At 64.5% G+C, this 18,194-nt stretch carries 13 protein-coding genes; 6 read left to right on the forward strand and 7 right to left on the reverse strand.

The annotated features are described in order from the left end of the window. Positions 1 to 4: 4 nt before the first annotated feature. Together Q376_RS0102470 and Q376_RS21160 are read right to left on the reverse strand one after the other, a co-directional pair. The gene (locus Q376_RS0102470; protein ID WP_052364877.1) at positions 5 to 1,054 is read right to left on the reverse strand and encodes a LacI family DNA-binding transcriptional regulator; all 1,050 of its coding nucleotides are present in this window, start codon (positions 1,052 to 1,054) and stop codon (positions 5 to 7) included. A gap of 151 nt (positions 1,055 to 1,205) precedes the next feature. Then, positions 1,206 to 2,789 carry a glycoside hydrolase family 13 protein gene (locus tag Q376_RS21160; RefSeq protein ID WP_245598887.1) on the reverse strand — a complete coding sequence of 528 codons (1,584 nt, stop codon included), beginning with the start codon at positions 2,787 to 2,789 and terminating at the stop codon, positions 1,206 to 1,208. Positions 2,790 to 3,292: 503 nt separating this feature from the next. Between Q376_RS21160 and Q376_RS0102480 the strand changes: the two genes are divergently transcribed. Then, the gene (locus tag Q376_RS0102480; RefSeq protein ID WP_052364894.1) at positions 3,293 to 3,880 is read left to right on the forward strand and encodes a TetR family transcriptional regulator C-terminal domain-containing protein; all 588 of its coding nucleotides are present in this window, start codon (positions 3,293 to 3,295) and stop codon (positions 3,878 to 3,880) included. 564 nt (positions 3,881 to 4,444) lie between these two features. Beyond that, entirely contained in the window at positions 4,445 to 5,797 is a 1,353-nt protein-coding gene (locus tag Q376_RS21165) for an OprD family outer membrane porin (protein ID WP_052364879.1), read from the forward strand. A 54-nt stretch (positions 5,798 to 5,851) separates the two neighbouring features. Here the strand turns inward: Q376_RS21165 and Q376_RS0102490 are convergent, their stop codons facing one another. Then, on the reverse strand, positions 5,852 to 7,291 hold the full coding sequence (locus Q376_RS0102490; protein ID WP_027348964.1) for a glutamine synthetase family protein: 1,440 nt from the start codon (positions 7,289 to 7,291) through the stop codon (positions 5,852 to 5,854). 379 nt (positions 7,292 to 7,670) lie between these two features. Here Q376_RS0102490 and gltP point away from each other — a divergent pair, with 379 nt between their 5' ends. Further along, entirely contained in the window at positions 7,671 to 9,023 is a 1,353-nt protein-coding gene (gene gltP, locus Q376_RS21170; protein WP_052364880.1) for a glutamate/aspartate:proton symporter GltP, read from the forward strand. A gap of 39 nt (positions 9,024 to 9,062) precedes the next feature. On the opposite strand, the gene Q376_RS0102500 is transcribed toward gltP, so the two are convergent. Next, complete coding sequence (locus Q376_RS0102500) at positions 9,063 to 10,421, reverse strand: deoxyguanosinetriphosphate triphosphohydrolase (protein WP_027348965.1); 1,359 nt, start codon at positions 10,419 to 10,421, stop codon at positions 9,063 to 9,065. Positions 10,422 to 10,680: 259 nt separating this feature from the next. Here Q376_RS0102500 and Q376_RS21175 point away from each other — a divergent pair, with 259 nt between their 5' ends. The 3 genes from Q376_RS21175 (at position 10,681) to mtnA (ending at position 14,264) form a co-directional block, all read left to right on the forward strand. Continuing rightward, on the forward strand, positions 10,681 to 11,520 hold the full coding sequence (locus Q376_RS21175; RefSeq protein WP_081803359.1) for an ATP-grasp domain-containing protein: 840 nt from the start codon (positions 10,681 to 10,683) through the stop codon (positions 11,518 to 11,520). A gap of 465 nt (positions 11,521 to 11,985) precedes the next feature. After that, a complete protein-coding gene (gene mtnK / locus Q376_RS21180) occupies positions 11,986 to 13,215 on the forward strand; it encodes an S-methyl-5-thioribose kinase (protein ID WP_052364881.1) in 1,230 nt (409 codons plus the stop codon). After that, positions 13,212 to 14,264 carry an S-methyl-5-thioribose-1-phosphate isomerase gene (gene mtnA, locus Q376_RS0102515; RefSeq protein ID WP_027348966.1) on the forward strand — a complete coding sequence of 351 codons (1,053 nt, stop codon included), beginning with the start codon at positions 13,212 to 13,214 and terminating at the stop codon, positions 14,262 to 14,264. The genes mtnK and mtnA overlap by 4 nt, the downstream gene beginning before the upstream one ends. A 45-nt stretch (positions 14,265 to 14,309) precedes the next feature. On the opposite strand, the gene Q376_RS0102520 is transcribed toward mtnA, so the two are convergent. The 3 genes from Q376_RS0102520 to ntrC all read right to left on the reverse strand — a co-directional run bounded on the left by Q376_RS0102520 (position 14,310) and on the right by ntrC (position 18,156). After that, complete coding sequence (locus tag Q376_RS0102520; protein ID WP_027348967.1) at positions 14,310 to 15,332, reverse strand: extracellular solute-binding protein; 1,023 nt, start codon at positions 15,330 to 15,332, stop codon at positions 14,310 to 14,312. 269 nt (positions 15,333 to 15,601) lie between these two features. After that, positions 15,602 to 16,606 carry an SMP-30/gluconolactonase/LRE family protein gene (locus Q376_RS0102525; protein WP_027348968.1) on the reverse strand — a complete coding sequence of 335 codons (1,005 nt, stop codon included), beginning with the start codon at positions 16,604 to 16,606 and terminating at the stop codon, positions 15,602 to 15,604. A gap of 137 nt (positions 16,607 to 16,743) precedes the next feature. Then, positions 16,744 to 18,156 (reverse strand): nitrogen regulation protein NR(I), encoded by a 1,413-nt coding sequence (gene ntrC, locus Q376_RS0102530; protein WP_027348969.1) that lies wholly within the window; start codon positions 18,154 to 18,156, stop codon positions 16,744 to 16,746. Positions 18,157 to 18,194 lie beyond the last annotated feature (38 nt).

Here is an 18,194-nt window from a genome sequence, read left to right on the forward strand (position 1 = left end):
GGAGTCAGGCTGGCGGACAGGTCTCGCCGTAGATGCTCCAGCCGGCCAAGGTTCGACGTGGAGCACGGTCGAGACCAAGCACCATGCAGGCGGCGAGCTCACCCTTGCGCTGGCTGTCCTGGTAGACGGTGGTGAGCTGCGGCGAGCGCCGCTGCCCCTCGTCGAGCCCGTCGAAACCGATGATCCGGATATCTCCCGGCACCGAGAGCCCAAGGCGCTCGGCGACCGTCAGCGCACCGAGCGCGATGCGGTCGGTCATGCACAGCAAAAGCCTTGGGCGCCGATCCTGCAGCGCGGCCTCGAGCACCGCTTCGGCATGGCGCTGGGTGTTGTGCTCGACATCGAAGATCGCCACTTTCTCAGGGTCGTGCCCCGCCTCCTGCAGCGCGCTGCAGATGCTGTCGAGGCGAACGTGCTGCATCAATTCGAGCTTCGGCTTGCCATCTTCACCTTGGCTACGCCAGCGCTCCAGGCGTAGCGAGACGATCACCGGTTCGAAATGCGCAGGAGTGTTGGCGAGCGCCCAGCGGCTCAGTTCACCCATCGCCCGGCGATCCTCGATGCGCACGCTGGGCGTGTCCGGCAGCTCGAAATCCACCGTGACCACCGGCTTGCCACGCTGACGCAGCCGCTCCACCAGGCTTGAGTCGTTTTCTACCCCGTAGACCACGAAACCATCGGCCATCGGTTCACTGGCCGTACCGTGCAGCGAGCGCTCAGGCACCAGCAGCAGCCGATGGCCGTGACGATCGAGCACCTGGGCAACGCCACAAAGGAAGCGGTTGGCGATCGGATCATCGAAGCTGTAGGCAAGGTCTTCGGTCAGCACCACGCCGATGATGTGCGTCTTGCCGGTGCGCAACCCACGAGCCATAGCGTCAGGCCCGTCGTATCCGAGCAGCTGCGCCTCGGCGAGCACGCGCTCGCGCAGCTCGGTGGAGAGCTGGTCGGGGCGGTTGAAAGCGTTCGATACCGTAGTCACCGAGACCTTCAACCGCGCGGCAAGATGGTTGAGCGTCACACGAGGGCGCTCGCCCGTGCGCTGCTTGGCCATGTTCTCTCTCCCGATAGCGAATCACGTGTGGGCGGCGTCATCTGCGTGCTGCTCGCGTGCCAACGATGAAGGCGCCGATGCCTCCTCGGAAGCATCGGCGCCATGATATTACCCTGCCAACGGCGAAACCGCCCGATTCGCGATGCTCGTGCTAGCCGAGCAGCCAGACCGCCGCATTGCCGGGCAGCTCGCCTTCGAGCGGCTGTGCCACACTTTGCGCCAGCGGCTTGCCAGCCGGCAGCGCGATCGGTTCATCGCCCAGGTTGAGCAGCACGGTCACCGCGCCGTTACGCAGCTTGAGCACATCCTTGCGCGGGCTCTGCAGCCACTCGAGCTCACCTTCTCCCAAGCCGTACTCGCGACGCAGGCCCAGCAGCCGACGGTAGAGCGAGAGGGTCGATTCGGCGTCCCGCTCCTGGAGGTCGGCGGCGTAGCGCGCGAAACTTTCGGGCTGCGGCAGCCAGCTCGCCTCGCTCGGGCCGAAGCCGTAGGAGGGGGCTCCGGCGATCCAGGGCAGCGGGACACGACAGCCATCGCGACCCACTTCGTGACCGTCGGTGCGGAAGAACGCGGGGTCCTGGCGAAACCGGTCCTCCATGGTGGTGTGCTCGGGCAAGCCAAGCTCCTCCCCCTGGTAGAGATAGGCCGAACCGGGCAGCGCAAGGGTCAGGTGGATCGCCGCGCGAGCGCGGCGAAGCCCCAGCGCCTCATCGGGTTGCTCCGCCGCCGCGTTGATGCCCTTCGGCCGTGCGCCGGGCTGGGAGAGACCGAAACGCGAGGTATGCCTTACGCCGTCGTGATTGGACATCACCCAGGTGGTCGGCGCGCCGACCTGGGCGGACTGCGCCAGCGAATCGTCGATCACCTCCTTCAACTCGTTGGCGTCCCAGCGCGCCAGCAGGTAGTCGAAGTTGAACGCCTGCTGCATCTCATCGTGACGGATGTAGCGCGCCAGGCGTGCCTGGGGCTTGACCCAGGCCTCGGCGACCATCATCCGGTCACCATCGTACTCATCGAGCAGCTTGCGCCAAGCGCGATAGATATCGTGGAGCTCGTCCTGGTCCCACATCGGCCCAACGTTGCCGCCTTCCACCATCGCCTGGCTACCGTCCCAATCGGGCAGGCCTTTTTGCTTGATCATCCCGTGGGCGACATCGACGCGAAAGCCGTCGACTCCACGGTCGAGCCAGAAGCGCAGCACATCTTCGAACTCGTCGAGCACCTCGGGGTTGCGCCAGTCGAAATCGGGCTGCTTGGAATCGAACAAATGCAGGTACCACTGCCGCTGGCCCTCGGGCCGTGTCCAGGCATCGCCACCGAACACGCTCTGCCAGTTGTTCGGCGGCAGCTCGCCCTCGGCGCCACGCCCATCGCGGAAGATGTAGCGCGCGCGCTCCGGGCTGCCTGCCGGCGACTTCAACGCGGCCTGGAACCAGGCGTGCTCATCGGAGCTGTGGTTGGGCACCAGGTCGACGATCACTCTGATCCCAAGGGCGTGGGCCTTTTCGAGCATGGAGTCGAAGTCGGCCAACTCTCCGAATATCGGATCGACATCGCGATAGTCGGCGACGTCGTAACCGGCGTCGGCCTGCGGCGAGCGGTAGAACGGCGACAGCCAGATCGCGTCGACGCCGAGCTTGGAAAGGTACTCGAGCTTGGCGGTGATACCGGGCAGGTCGCCGATTCCGTCGCCGTTGGAGTCGGCGAAGGAACGCGGATAGATCTGATAGATCACAGCGCTTCTCCACCACTCCCCGCCGGGTTCGAGACTATTTTCTTTATCGTTAAAGACAGCAGGCGCAGGCATGGTGATCCCTCCTGGTTCGACAATGATTGGAAAAGCGACGCCGCTCTGACCGAGCTGTAACGTTACAGAAGGCCGATGACCAAAGGCCTCTAGATTCCGGCTTCGATGGTTCCATCAGGCCGAAGCGCCAAATGAATTGATATTGGGCTTTAGTGGCATCGGCCACGCGAAGCTGGAATCAGGCGTCTGATTGTCGCCGCCGCGCAACTCCCGCATCATCGTGCCAAGGCGATGGGTCGGCCAACCATGCGAACACGAGCCCTTCCCCAACGGCAATTGGTATGACGAGGCCTTCGGCGCCAAGGTTCTCGTATCATTGGCCGATACAAACATAATCATGGACAACGATGGAAGGTACTCGGGTGGAAAGGATCGCTTCAGGCCGATACGGCCGGATCGGCAAACGCACCAAACTGACGCGCGAGCAGGCGATGGCTGCGATACAAGACGCCGCGATCATCGAGTTCAGCCAGCAGGGCTTCACCGGCGCATCCACGCAAGCGATCGCCGAGCGCGCCGGATTGACCAAATCACAATTGCACTACTACATCGACGGCAAGGAGTCGCTGTTCGACCAGATACTCTCCCACCTGCTGGATACCTGGGCAGAGTTGAGCGAGTTCGACGAACACCATGTCGATCCGGCCAAGGCACTGACGCGCTACGTCCGGCGGAAACTCGAGTTCAGCCTCGATCAGCCGGAGCTCTCGCGCATCTTCACCACCGAAATGCTCAGCGGTGGCCACCGCCTGCAACGCCACTGGCCGCGGATGATCGAGCTCTGCGAACGCAAGCTCGCGGTGATCGACGGCTGGATCGCCGCTGGCAAGCTGGTACCAATGAACTCACGCCTGCTGCTGATGCATATCTGGGCGCTGACCCAGTACTATGCCGACTACGCGCTGCAGGCCGAAAAGATGCTCGGCGCCCCCCTCGATACGCCCCCACGTCGGGCAGAACTCATCGACGAACTGACCGCCTTCGTGCTGCGCGGCTGCGGAATAGCTCCGTTGCGGTGATGGGCTCATCGATGGTCGCGAGCGTACCTATCGATCCGGCTGGCCAAGGCGCCGCCGCGCGTCCGTGGCGCTGAAAAACCACTACCGTCCTCGAGCATGCCCCTACCGCAGAGATCGCCTCCAACCATCGCCCACGCCCAGGCCGCTCGCGCAAGAGCGCTGCGGCCGTTTCGACGGCGACATGTTGCAGGATTTAGCGCAGCGGTAGAACTGGTACGGCACTTGCGTAACCCAATCGCGACAACAAGGATTTCACCAAAGCGCACCGATGGCACGTTCGTTTCTTTGCCGATCACCAGCGATTTCTGCACTGATGACGCGCACCCGACCGGCTTTTTGCGCCAAAAAGGTGAAAGAGCGATATCACCCGTCTTCATCGCCGGCTGATACGACCAGGCAAAGCACGGCAGCTTCTGCCACTAAGCGCCCTTGGCCGGGTCATCCCATAGGTTAGTCGGTTCGCACCGACATCGATGGCTACGGCGCCGGCTCCAAGACCATCAAGAAACCAACAACCAAGGCCCCGGAACCACCGAGGGCTACGCATACGCAGGAGATCGCTAGATGCTCGACCACCCTACCTCCCTCGCGCCGCGCTGCTTGCTCGCAGGCCTCGCTCTGCTGGCAGCCCCGGCGTTGGTGCTGGCACAAACCAGTGACGCGACGGATCCCAACCAGCCGACGCCGGAGAGCTCACAGCCGGATCCCGCGATGCAGCAGCAGTCATCCGGTGAGGCCCGCGACTTGACCGAGATGTTCACTCTCGGCGAGTTCCACGGTGCGCTGCGTTCGCTCTACTACTCGACCCACAACGCCTACTTCACCCCTGGGCAGAACCAGGACACGATCAGCTACGGTGGCTTCGTCGGCTTCACCAGCGCGCGCTACCAGGGCTTTCGCTTCGGGTTGAGTGGCATCCTGCAACGTGGCATCGACCATGCCGACGACCCGAGCCGGGTGGTCACGGAACTCGGCCCCAACCAGACCAACATCGGCGAGGCCTATCTCGAGTATCAGCGCGATGCCTTCACCATTACCGCGGGTAACCAGCGACTCGATTTGCCGTTCGCCGGTACCTGGGACTGGCGCGTCACGCCGAACCTGTTCCAGGCGGTCGACCTGCGCTATGGCGACCAGGAGAACTATCTCGAGGCGACCCGGGTGTTCCGCTACATGCCCTGGGCCGGCGGTTCGTTCACCAAGACCACGATGTACAACTCACGCTGGGACTCGTTCTCGCCGGTGGAGGAGACCACCGACGGCATGTGGTCGATCGGCGGTGCCCGGGCGCTGTACGCCAATGGCTTGAAGTGGAGCGGCGAAGCATGGCACCAGGAGTATGAGGACTACACCAAGATCAACTATCTCGAAGGGCAGGTAGCGCTCGCAGAAGGCGACCTGCGCCCGTTCCTCGGCCTGCAGTTCATGCGCGGCACCGGCGATGGCAAGGAGCTTCTCGGCGAGGTCGACAGCCGTATCTATGGCCTGCAGCTGGGGCTGAACTACGGCACTCTGAAGGCAACGCTCAACTACAATCACATCCCCGCGCAGGAGAACGCCTACCGCAACGGCGTGCTGGTCACTCCCTACGCCCACAACTCTTCGTCAGGGCCGATCTTCGCCCAGCCGTTCTTCACCAGCACCCAGGACCTCGGCGCCGGCAACGCCTACTCGCTCGACGTCTCGGGCCTGGCCACCGACCAGCTGGTGCTCGGCGCACGCTACTCGTTCATGGATCTCAAAGAATCATCCGAGGTGGAAAGCCGCAACCAGTCCGAGTACATGGGCTTTGCGGTCTACAACTTCCGCGGTTCGCTCGATGGCTTCAGCGTCGCCAACTTCCTCGGTGTGCAGCGCTCGCCGCGCGACGGCAAGGAGTTCTGGCAGAACCGCCTGGCGCTGCAGTACGCCTTCTAGACTCGTCAAGCCAGCGCCTCGCCCTCTTCGGCGAGGCGCTGCGGCCGATGCCGCTCAAGCGTGCTTGAGCAGCCAGTCGAGCTCGAGCTCGGTGACCTGGCGCTCGAAGCGCGCGAGCTCATTGGCCTTGCACAAGCGGTAGATCCGCAGGAAATCCTCGCCGAGGTAGCGGGCCAGCGGCGCGCTCTCCTCGAGCAGCGCCAGTGCATCGCTCTGGCGGGTCGGCAGCTCGACGCCGGGCTGATCGAGACCGTTGCCTTCGATCGGCGGATCGAGCGGCAGCGCATTATCGAGGCCGTGGAGCAGACCCGCGAGCAGCGCGGCGACGACCAGGTAGGGGTTGGCATCGGCGCCGGCGACGCGATGCTCGATGCGGTAGTCACGCCGACCGCTGCGCGGGATGCGCAGCGCCACGGTGCGGTTGTTGTAGCCCCAGCTGGCCCGGGTAGGCACGTACATGCCCGGCTGGAAGCGCCGGAAGGCGTTGACGTTGGGGGCGAACAGCGCCATCGAGGCGGGCATCAGCTCGATCATCCCGGCGAGGGCACGGTGCAGAAGTTCGGTGTCCTCGACCTCCTCGTCGGCGAACAGGTTGTAATCTTCGCGATCGACCAGGCTCAGGTGGATATGCATGCCGTTGCCGGCGAAATCGCCGTAAGGCTTGGCCATGAAGGTGGCCTGGAGGTCGTGCTGGTCGGCGATCTGACGAATCAGCCGCTTGAGCATCAGCGCATCGTCGCAGGCCTTGAGCACATCGTGGCCATGCTCGAGGTTGATCTCGAACTGCCCGGGCGAAGCCTCGGCCACCGCCCCCTCGGCCGAAAGCCCCTGCTGCCGGGCCATCTGATTGATATCGCTGAGCACCTCGGCGAAGTCATCGAGATTGTCGAGCGAATAGACCTGGCTCTGCTCGCTGCGCTCGCTGGTCACCGGCGAGCGCGGCGGCTGCAGCGCACCCTCGGCGTCGCGTTCGCGATCGACCAGGTAGAATTCGAGCTCCACCGCGACCACCGGATAGAGCCCGCGCGCCTTGAGCTGCTCCCAGACGTGGGCGAGCACGTTGCGCGGCTCGAACGGGTGGGAAGCGCCCTGCTCGTCGACCATGGTCAACAGTACCTGGGCGATCCGCGCCGGATCGTGGGCGTTGGGCATCAGCGTGCCGAGCAGCGGCAGGCAGAGCAGGTCCGGTTCGCCGATCTCCTGGCCGAGGCCGGTCTCCTCGACCACGTTGCCGAGCAGATCCATGGCGAACATCGAGGCCGGGAAATAGCAGCCCTTGGCCAGCCGTGGCAGTGAATCCACCGGCAGGCGCTTGCCACGGAAGATGCCGTTGAGATCGGTCAGCAGTACGTCGACATAGGCGGTTTCGGGGTGGGCGGCGAGATAACCGTCCACCTCGGACTTGAACGCGGCCTTGTAGCGGGTGCGCTCCTCGCTGCCGTCGGCCGAACGGACGCCGGCGCTTAGATCAGTGATGAAAGAGGTCGCTTCCATGATAGGGCTCTGCCTTTGCGATTCTTGTTATGGAAAATATAAATTCCACTTTCATGAAGCATAGTGCCGACGACCCGGCTTTTACAAGCGCCTAAAACTGGCATGTTGAGTCTGCACACCGGCCTGCACGGCCGTTTCTCCAGCCGAGGTGAGCCGCCGCGAGTGGAGTATATTTCTTACACTCCGCTCGACCTCGTCGCAGCGCCGCCAAGCCCGGCCTACTCCGCTCATGGTCGCTCTTTCGGCGAAAATGGTCGCAATTCGCTTTTTTTCCTGACGTCAACCGTAGACAGGAGACCCTGCCTCTCGTGTAGAGTGCGGGGCTTAATCGAGACTAAATTCAGCTGCAACAAAGCCAGCCTCACCACTGGAACCCATCATGACGCGCAAGACTTTCAGAGCACCAGGCCTGGCCTGGCAGATCCTGATCGGCCTGATTCTAGGCGTACTGGTCGGCAGCCTGCTGCACGACCAGCCTGAAGCCCGCCAGTGGGCGGTCGCCAACGTGCTGCAACCCGCCGGCGACATCTTCATCCGCCTGATCAAGATGATCGTCATTCCGATCGTGATCTCCTCGCTGATCGTCGGTATCGCCGGCATGGGCGACGCCAAGAAGCTCGGCCGCATCGGCGCCAAGACGATCCTCTACTTCGAAGTGGTCACGACGCTTGCGATCGTCGTCGGCCTCGTCGCCGCCAATCTGTTCCAGCCGGGCGCGGGCATCGACATGTCGAGCCTCTCCAGCGTCGACATCTCGAAGTACACCGCCACCGCGCAGGAGGTCTCCCATGATCACGCCTTCATCGCCACGCTGCTCAACTTGATCCCGTCGAACATCTTCGACGCTCTGGTGCGCGGCGACATGCTCGCGATCATCTTCTTCTCGGTGTTCTTCGGCCTCGGCCTCTCGGCGCTGCCGAACGACCTGCGCGAGCCGTTCATCACTACCATGCGGGCAGTCTCGGAGACCATGTTCAAGGTCACCCATATGATCATGCGCTATGCCCCGATCGGGGTGTTCGCGCTGATCGCGGTGACGGTGGCCAACTTCGGCTTCACCTCGCTCCTGCCGCTCGCCAAGCTGGTGGTGCTGGTCTATTTCGCGATCGCGTTCTTCGCCTTCGTGGTGCTCGGCAGCATCGCTTACTTCTACGGTTTCAGCATCTTCACTCTGATCCGCATCCTCAAAGACGAGCTGCTGCTCGCCTACTCGACCTCGAGCTCCGAGACGGTGCTGCCGCGGATCATGGCGAAGATGGAGGAGTACGGCGCACCGAAGGCGATCTGCAGCTTCGTGATCCCGACCGGCTACTCGTTCAACCTCGACGGCTCGACCCTGTACCAGAGCATCGCGGCGCTGTTCATCGCCCAGCTCTACGGCATCGACCTGAGCCTCGGCGAGCAGCTCACCCTGGTGCTGACGCTGATGGTCACCTCCAAAGGGATCGCTGGTGTCCCGGGGGTGTCGTTCGTTGTGCTGCTGGCGACGCTGGGCAGCGTCGGCATCCCGCTCGAGGGGCTGGCGTTCATCGCCGGGGTCGACCGGATCATGGACATGGCGCGTACCGCGCTGAACGTGATCGGCAACGCACTCGCGGTGCTGGTGATCGCGAAGTGGGACGGCAGCTACGACGCCGAGAAGGGTGCCAACTACTTCGCCAACCGTGCCCAGGCCCGCGCCGAGCGCCGCGCGAACCGCGAGCGTCACGCCGAGGAGCGCTTGGAGGGCTGAGCTGGCTGCGGCCTCGGGCGGGCTCGGCGCCGCGCAAGCTCACTCCCCGCGCAGCCGCCCGCCCATCTCCTGGGCCAGGTCGACCGCGTAGTGGTCGGTCATTCCACCGATGAAGTCGAGCATCCTGCGGTAGCTCGCATAAAGGCTCCAGGAGGGCAGCGGGGTATTCTCGCCGATCAGCGCCAGCACCCGCTGGTGCTTGAAGCTCGAGGTGCCGGTGGTATGCAGCTCGTGAGCGGCGCCGATGAACGCCTCGAGCAGAATTCCAAGAGTGGTATAGGCACCGATCTCGAGCTTGGCCTTGCGCTCGTTCTGGAAGATCCGCTTGCGCGCGAGCTCCTTGGCACGCCCGACGCCCCAGGCGAGATCGGGATGGCAGTGTTCGAGCAGATCCGAATCCAGGTTCCCCCCCAGCAGCGCCTGCTCATGCTCGACGAACGCCTCGGCGACCTCATTGACCGCGCGCTCCATCGCCGCCCCGCGCAGCGCAGCGACCCGGCGACGGCGTGACACTCCGCTGCGCTCCATCCGCTCGAGTTCGACGACGAATGGATCCCCCGGCTCGAGACCGGCGATCTGGGAGAGCACCTCGGCGACTTCATCGAAGCGCAGGATGCCCATCTCGAGACCGTCCTCGAGATCGAGCAGCGCATAGCAGATGTCGTCGGCGGCTTCGACCAGATAGGCCAGAGGATGACGGCACCAGGCGAACATGCCCGGCTCTCGACGCCTGAGCCCGAGCAGCTCGGCGACCTCGGCCAGCAGTTCGCGCTCCGACTGGTAGGCACCGAATTTGCCACCGCCGAGGGCATGCTCGACCGTCCACGGGTACTTGAGCATCGCACCGAGGGTCGCCGCGGTGAGCCGCATCCCACCGTTGAACTGGTTGTACTCGATCTGGGTGACGATCCTGAACCCTTGGGCATTGCCTTCGTAGGTGAGCAGGTCGCTGGTCTCGGCATCGCTCAAGCCTTCGAACAACTGCGGCGAATGGCGCCGCGCGGCCTGGAACCAGTCCCGGATCGCGTACTCACCGGCATGGCCGAACGGCGGATTGCCGATGTCGTGCCCCAGGCAGGCCGCCTGGACGATCACCCCGAGGTCGGCCGAGGTGAGAAACGAGGGCAAGCGCTCGCCCAGGCGTTCGCCGACGATCATCCCCAGCGAACGGCCGACGCAGCCGACCTCGAGGGAGTGGCTCAATCGGGTGTGGATATGGTCGTTCTCGGTCAGCGGGTGGACCTGGGTCTTGCGCCCGAGCCGGCGGAAGGAGCCGGCGAAGACGATCCGGTCGTGGTCCTTGTGGAAAGGACTGCGGCCGACCTCGCGGCCGGTGCCGCTCGGGCGGTCCTGGAGGCGGATCGGCTCGAGCAGTCGGGCCCAGTGCATCTGCGTCATCGAAGGCTTCCTATGGCGGGCCGTTGCAGGTTCGCATGACCTCAACGAGGCAACGCATTGATCTTTGAATGAATAGGCAGTGTACCGGGGTTTTGGCCGCTGTCGGCGCTTGCGTGGCGATGAAGCCGGCCCAATAATGCCGCCGTCTGCGGCGAGCCAATAGCCAGCCCGTCCTCGGATCGACCCATGCGATGCGGGTAGGACACCGCCGCAGAGGGGCTCGCGAGCAACTCAACGTTCGTCTTTCGTGAGGGCCATCATGCCCAAGCTGATCAGCTTCGACCCCTATCGCACCCTTGGGATGCACGGAGTGCGCTACATCAAGCCGGAGCATATGTACGACCACCTCGACGAGATCCGCGCCGCCGACTGGCTGCTGTTCCCCGCCTATTGGCAAGTCAACGTCCTGGTCCATGCGCTTGGCAAGCGGATTTTCCCAAGCCCCGCCAGCTACTACCTCGGCCACGACAAGGTCGAGCAGACCCGCGCCTTTCGCGCGCTGATCGACGCACACCTGCCGGCCACCGAAATCCTCGCCTCCACCCCCGCCAATCTCGAACTGCTCGAGCGCAGGATCGGCTATCCGATGGTGCTCAAGGAGATACGCAGCGCCCGTGGCCAAGGTGTCGCCCTGGTGGAAGAGCGCAGCACGCTCGAAGCCCTGGCGGCCGAACGCGAGGTCCTTTATGCCCAGCCGCGACTGCCGATCGACCGCGACCTGCGCATCGTGCTGGTCGGCAGCGAGATCGTCGCTGCCTATTGGCGGGTCAGCCCGCTCGGTGATTTCCGCAGCAACGTCTCGGTCGGCGGTGAAGTGCGCTACGACCCAGTGCCGGAGGCGGCGCTGGCGCTGGTGAAGCGCCTCGCCCGAGCGAGTGGGATCGATCATGGCGGCTTCGACGTGGCGATGCTGGATGGCCATCCGATACTGTTCGAGTTCAACCGGCTGTTCGGACATCAAGGCATAGAAGGCGCGATCCAGCGCATAGGCGAGGCGATCGAGCGCTACCTGGCCGTGCATGATGACGTTCGCGCGCGCCTCGACCTGGCCCAGCGAGAGGCGTCCAACGACGCATTCGATGAAAGTGAAAGCGCCTGAGCACCCAGAGAAAGCGAATTGCGACCGTACCGGCATGTACCAAAGTTTCAAGCCGTACACGCCTATATCATTACCATCCGAGTGGTTTTTAGCTTAACATCCGCGGGCGTCGAGGGAGCGACAAGGTTTGGCAGGGATGCCCCCTTGAACAGCGCTCGACGCAACCCACCTTTCTCGCCCAGTCCATCAGGTCCCTGGCCGGTCTCCCGACGTTCCCCTTCTCTATTCGCCACCGTTCATCGCGGTTTTGCGATGCACTGGCTCGTGCATTGCGCCACTCCCTCCCCGACCGACGCCAGAATGATTGACAGGGTCGTTTCCAACTCATAACGTGGGCCGCCTGTTTTCGCAAAATCACCGAAGTAGCCGCCATTAACGCGCTCATTCGACGATTTTATTCACTTTAAGCATGTTCTTAGACGATTTCGATCGAGACCATCTCGATTCTGCGTGGAGACTGCCCGCTTGAACGCTCACGCCCCTGGCTATCGCACCTTCGCCCCGAGCGATGCCTGCGATTACCTGCGCCACCTCGGCCTCTTCACCGCCAATGAGCCCCTCGAATGCGATGAGATCGGCGATGGCAATCTCAATCTGGTCTTTCGCGTGCGTGGCGCGGGCAAGAGCCTGATCGTCAAACAGGCGCTTCCCTATGCCAAGGTGGTCGGAGAAAACTGGCCGCTGTCGCTGGATCGTGCCCGCATCGAAGGGGAGGCGCTGCTCGAGGCGGCCAAGGTAATTCCCGCCCACGTGCCCAAGCTCCATCACCTCGACCCGGTGCTGGCGCTGACCGTGATGGAAGACCTCTCCCACCTGACGATCGGCCGCGCGGCGCTGATCCAGGGACGCTACTTGCCGCTGCTCGGCGGCCATATCGGTGACTACCTCGCCCGGACCCTCTACGCCACCTCGCACTTCGCCCTTACTCCGCGAGAGGCCAAGGCGTTGGCCGCACGGTTCGTCAATCCGGACCTGTGCAACATCACCGAAGACCTGGTCTTCATCGACCCGTACTTCGATCGACCGAGCAACGATTTCCCAGAGGCGCTGCGCCCGACCCTCGAACGCCACTGGGCGGATCAGGCACTCAAACGTGAAGTCGCCGAGCTGACCCGGCTGTTCCTCAGCCAGGGCGAGGCGCTGATCCATGGCGACCTGCACACCGGCAGCCTGTTCGTCAGCGAAAGCGACACCCGGGTGATCGACCCCGAGTTCGCCTTCTACGGGCCGCTGGCCTTCGATATCGGCGCATTCTGGGCCAACCTGATCCTCTCCAGCCTCTCCCATCGGGGCCATGGCCTTGAAAACGAGGCCCGCCGGGCCTACCGGCGCTTTCTCTACGACACCCTCGAGACGAGCTGGCGCCACTTCGAGCGGGGCATGCGCGAGCAGCTCGCAGCCGGCAGCGTCGATCCATTCGCCGCCGTGGAAGGCTACTTCGACGCCCAGCTCCAACGCTGGTTCAGCGAAGCGATCGGCTTCGCCGGCTGCAAGGCATTCCGTCGCATCGTGGGCCTCGCCCACGTTGCCGACATCGAGAGCATCCAGGACCCGGCGATCCGCCTGGAGGTCAAGCAGGACGCGCTCGAACTGGCGGCGAGCCTGATCAAGCGCCGGGGCGAATTCGTGAACGTCGAGGCGCTGCGCGCCTATCTCGAAAGCGCGATAGATGATCGCCAGGGAGACAACCGATGAGCGACCAGGCCGCCCGTCTGCCCCCGTCGGTGGAATGGCGCGATGGCGCCCTGATCCTGCTCGACCAGCGCCGGCTGCCGCTCGAAGTGCGCTATCGTCGATTGAGCCGGGTCGAGGAGGTCTGGGAGGCGATCAAGCAGTTGGAGGTTCGCGGCGCGCCTGCGATCGGTATCGCCGCGGGCTTTGGCATCGCGCTCTGGGCCCGGGATGCCGAGGCCGACTCACCGCAGTCACTGCTGGAAGGGCTGGAGCGAACCCGTGTCTATCTCGAGAGCTCGCGGCCGACCGCGGTGAACCTGGCCTGGGCGGTACGCCGCATCGCCCGGGCCTGCCAGTCGGAACCGAGCGTCGCGGCGATCCGCGCTCGCGCGCTGCTCGAGGCCCAGGCGATCCAGGCCGAGGATGCCGAGGCCTGCCGCAGGATCGGCGAGCACGGCTTGGCCCTGCTTCCCGCCGGGGCGACGGTGATGACGATCTGCAATGCAGGCGCGATCGCCACCGCCCGCTATGGCACCGCGCTGGCCCCGTTCCATCTCGCCCGTGAGCGAGGCCTCGAACTCTCGGTGATCGCCTGCGAGACCCGTCCGCTGCTCCAGGGCGCACGGCTGACCACCTGGGAGCTGGCCAGCGTCGGCATCGACGTCACGCTGATCACCGATTCGATGGCCGCCCATGTGATGAAGACCCGCAGGATCGACGCGGTGATCGTTGGCGCCGACCGCATCGCGCGCAACGGCGACAGCGCCAACAAGATCGGCACCTATGGGCTTGCGCTACTGGCCCGCGCCCATGGCATTCCTTTCTATGTCGCCGCCCCTTTCTCGACCATCGACTTCGAGCTCGCCGATGGCTCCGGCATTCCGATCGAGGAGCGCGATGAGAAGGAAATCGTCGAAATCCAGGGGCAGCGCATCGCCCCCGAAGGGATCAAGGTGTTCAACCCCGCCTTCGACGTTACTCCGCACGAATTGATCGAAGGGCTGATCACCGAGCGTGGAGTAATCCGCTGCGCCGATCTCGACTCCCACCAAGCCCGGGCCATGGGATGAAGAAGAGCGCCCAGCGGGGCGCTCTCAGACCTGCGAGCCCATGCCTCACTCCCAACCGGCGCGCTCCAGTACCGCCTGCGCCTCATCATAGGCATCGGCATAGCGCAGCACAGAGGTGTCGTCGATCTTCCACTCGCCGAACATCTGCTCCGCCGCCACGGGCCCCACACCCTCGACCACCGGGTAGAACACCCCCTCGCCGACGATTCGCTGGGCTTCGTCACTCGCGAGATACTCGAGCAGCAGCCTCGCATCATCGACCCGCTGACTACCCTTCACCAGCGCGTAGACATTGACGTTGCGGTAGGCGCCGCGCCCTTCGCTGCCCTCGCCCTGCTGGTTGGGGAACACCGCTTCGAGCGACTCGAGCGCTCGCCTGGCCTCCTCGTCGTCGCCCTGCATGATCCGCGGATAGTAGTAGTGGTTGGCCACGGTGATCGCGCAAGGATCCTCAGCATCGGCAAGCGCCATCAGCAGCGCGGAGTCGCGCGCGCCGGGCGGCTGGGCGAAGTTGGCGACCACGCCCTCGGCCCAGCGCTGAGCCTCTTCGGCACCGTGATTGACGACCATCATCGCGGCGAAGCTCGAGGTGTAGGCGGACCCACGCGGCCCGAGGCAGACCTTGCCACGATAGGCGGGATCGGCGAGCGCTTCGTAGCTCGCCGGTAGCGCTTCCAGCTTGCTGGGATTGGCGAAGATGATCCTCGCCCGCGTGGCGTAGGCGCTCCAACCCGCATCGAGATCACGCAGCCCTTCCTCGACCCGCGACTCGACCAGTTTTGATTCGATCGGCTGCAGCAGCCCCGCGCGCTCCAGCGTTCGCACCGCACCAGAATCCGCGGTCATCAGCATGTCCGCAGGCGGCTCTCCGGCGGCGACCAAGCGATCGAACTCATCGGGCGAGAGCCGCACCGTCTCGATCGGTATCCCGGTCTGCTGGGTGAAGCCGACCAGCAAAGGATCGCCATCGAGCGGACGGGTGGAGAAGACCTTCAAAGGCTCGGCGGCATACAGCGGCAGTGCGGCGCCAAGACCGGCGCAAAGCAGGAGGAGACGAACGCGAGGCATGGGATGAGATTCCCTGTTATTGATCCCTGGTGGGGCCAGCTTAACCGCGGCGAACCAGGCTGCTCGAGGCTTGGCAAGCTCCACGCAAGGTCGAGCAGCACGTTCAGCAGGAGAAAGAAAAAACGCCTGCCGGATTAACGGCAGGCGTAAGCAGGGATCATTCAAGGGAACGGGAAAGATTGCTCTTCCCATACTCTCTGACTGCGCTTGTGCAGAGATGTTCCCGGATGGAGAAATTTCTTCTTCCGCGCCACCGACGACGAGCCGCTTCAATCCCCCCCCGCGGCGGCCGCCTCGACGTCTACGCGATAGAGCCCGCTAGTGGCGGTCATGTAGACCTTCCAGCCGTCCGCCTCCTTGGCAAAGGCCAGGTTGGCAGTCTTCTCCGGCAGCTCGATTCGGCCCAGGCGGCGTCCGTCCGGGGCGAAGACCTGCACGCCGGAGCCGCTGCTCGACCAGACGTTGCCGTGCTCATCGACCTTGATTCCATCGGGTGCGCCTGGCGAGACCTCGGTGAAGACCCGCTCGTTGACCAGACTGCCGTCGTCGCCGAGATCGTATGCGAAGATCCGCTGCACCGGCTCCTCGCCGTCGGCCCCGCTGCGGCGGGAGTCGGCGATGTAGAGGATGCCCTCGTCGGGTGAGAAGGCCAGGCCGTTGGGCGTCTGCACCGCGGGGGTATCGAGACGGGTCAGGCTCTGGTCCTCGGGGTCGAAGCGATAGACGTATTCACCGCCTTGCACCGCGCGGCCGCCATAGCCTTCGGTCGGGGAGTCGATGCCGAAGGTCGGATCGGTGAACCAGATCGCCCCTTGGCGATCGACCACCAGGTCATTGGGGCTATTGAGCTTCTGCTCTCCATAGAGATCGACCAGCACGCGCCACTCGCCGTTCTCCTCCAGCCGTTCGATCGCCCGCTTGCCATGGGAAGCGGCGAGGATCCGCCCCTGATGATCGAGCGCGTGACCGTTGTGGAACTGGGCCGGACGTAACCACCGCTCGTCGACGCCTTCATCCGCGCGCCAGGAGAGCACTCGATTGTTTTCGATGTCGCTCCAGATCAGCCGCCCATCGGGCAACGCCAGAGGCCCCTCGCTCCAGCGGGCATCGCTGTACAAGCGGACCAGTTCGGCATCCTCGGCCACCAACTCATGGAAGGCCGGATCATCGGCGATGACGCTCCCCTCCAATCTCTCCCCGGCGGCTTCGGCCACAACGGGCGAGAGACCTGCGACGATGGCGAGCGCATAGCGGTAAGCTGACGGATTACTCATCGGTGACTCCAGAGTAGGGCAATGCATTGAAAATGCTCGGGATGCTAGCCCCACAGTCAAGCATCCCGATCATCCCCCTACCCTAAAGCGGAGCTTAGGCTCCGTCCAAGCAGTCGGCCACCTCAGGCCAACAAGCCTCAATCGCCCTCCGCCAGCGCCGGCAGCAGCACCTTGAGCTTGCGAGTCAGCGTGTTACGCCCCCAGCCGAGCAGCTCGGCCGCCTCGCCCTTGCGTCCCCCGGTATGCTTGAGCGCGGTTTCGATCAGGATGCGTTCGAAATCCGGCACCGCCTCCTCGAGCAGGTGGGTATGCCCGGCGGCGAGCGCACGATCGGCCCAGCCCCGAAAAGCGCTGCGCCAATCGCCAGAGGGAATCTCGCCGCCTTCGGCTTCGCGCAGTTCGGGAGGCAGGTCGTCGACCAGCACCTCTCGCCCGGAGGCCATCACGGTGAGCCAGCGGCAGGTGTTCTCGAGCTGGCGCACGTTGCCGGGCCAGGGGAGCCTGGAGAGGTGCTGCTCTGCCTCGAGCGTGAGTATCTTGGGCTCGGCGGAGAGCTCGCGCGCCGCCTCGGCGAGAAAATGATGGGTCAGCCGGGGAATGTCCTCGCGGCGCTCGGCCAGCCGTGGCAGATGGATGCGAATCACGTTGAGGCGATGGAACAAGTCTTCGCGAAAGCGCCCCTCCTCGACTAGTTTCTCCAGGTTCTGGTGGGTGGCGGCGATGATCCGCACGTTGGCACGTACCGGCGTATGGCCGCCGACACGATAGAACTCGCCGTCGGAGAGCACCCGCAGCAGCCGGGTCTGGGTGTCGGCGGGCATGTCGCCGATCTCGTCGAGGAACAAGGTACCGCCATCGGCCTGCTCGAAGCGCCCGCGGCGCTGGGCGGTGGCACCGGTGAAGGCGCCCTTCTCGTGGCCGAAGAGCTCCGACTCCATCAGCTCCTTGGGGATAGCCGCCATGTTCAGCGCGATGAACGGCCCGCGCGCGCGCGGACTGTGCTGGTGCAGCGCGCGCGCGACCCGCTCCTTGCCGGTCCCCGACTCGCCGTTGATCATCACCGTGATGTTCGAGTGCGAGAGGCGGCCGATCGCACGGAACACCTCCTGCATCGCCGGCGCTTCGCCGATGATCTCGGCGGTGATGCCCTGCGGCACCTCGGTCGGCGCGCTGCGCTCGCGCGCGTGGGCGACGGCGCGGCGAACCAGGGAAAGGGCATCGTCGACATCGAACGGCTTGGGCAGGTACTCGAAGGCGCCGCCCTGGTAGGAAGCCACCGCGCTGTCGAGATCGGAATGAGCGGTCATCACGATCACCGCCAGGTCAGGCAGCGCCTCGCGCGCCTTGGCCATCAGGTCGAGGCCATCGGTGCCCGGCATGCGAATATCGGTCAGCAGCACGTCGGGGGGGCGGCGTATGATCGCTTCGAGCGCCGCATCGGCCCGCTCGAAGCTGTGCACGTCGAGGTCGGGCTGCGCCAGGGTGCGTTCGAGCACCCAACGGATGGCACGGTCGTCATCGACGATGTATACGCGCGCTACGTCACTCATGAGGGTTCCTCGTCAGCATTGGCTTATTGTCGGTGCCG

Origin of the sequence: Halotalea alkalilenta DSM 17697 (assembly GCF_000621205.1) — a bacterium.
Lineage (GTDB): Bacteria > Pseudomonadota > Gammaproteobacteria > Pseudomonadales > Halomonadaceae > Halotalea > Halotalea alkalilenta.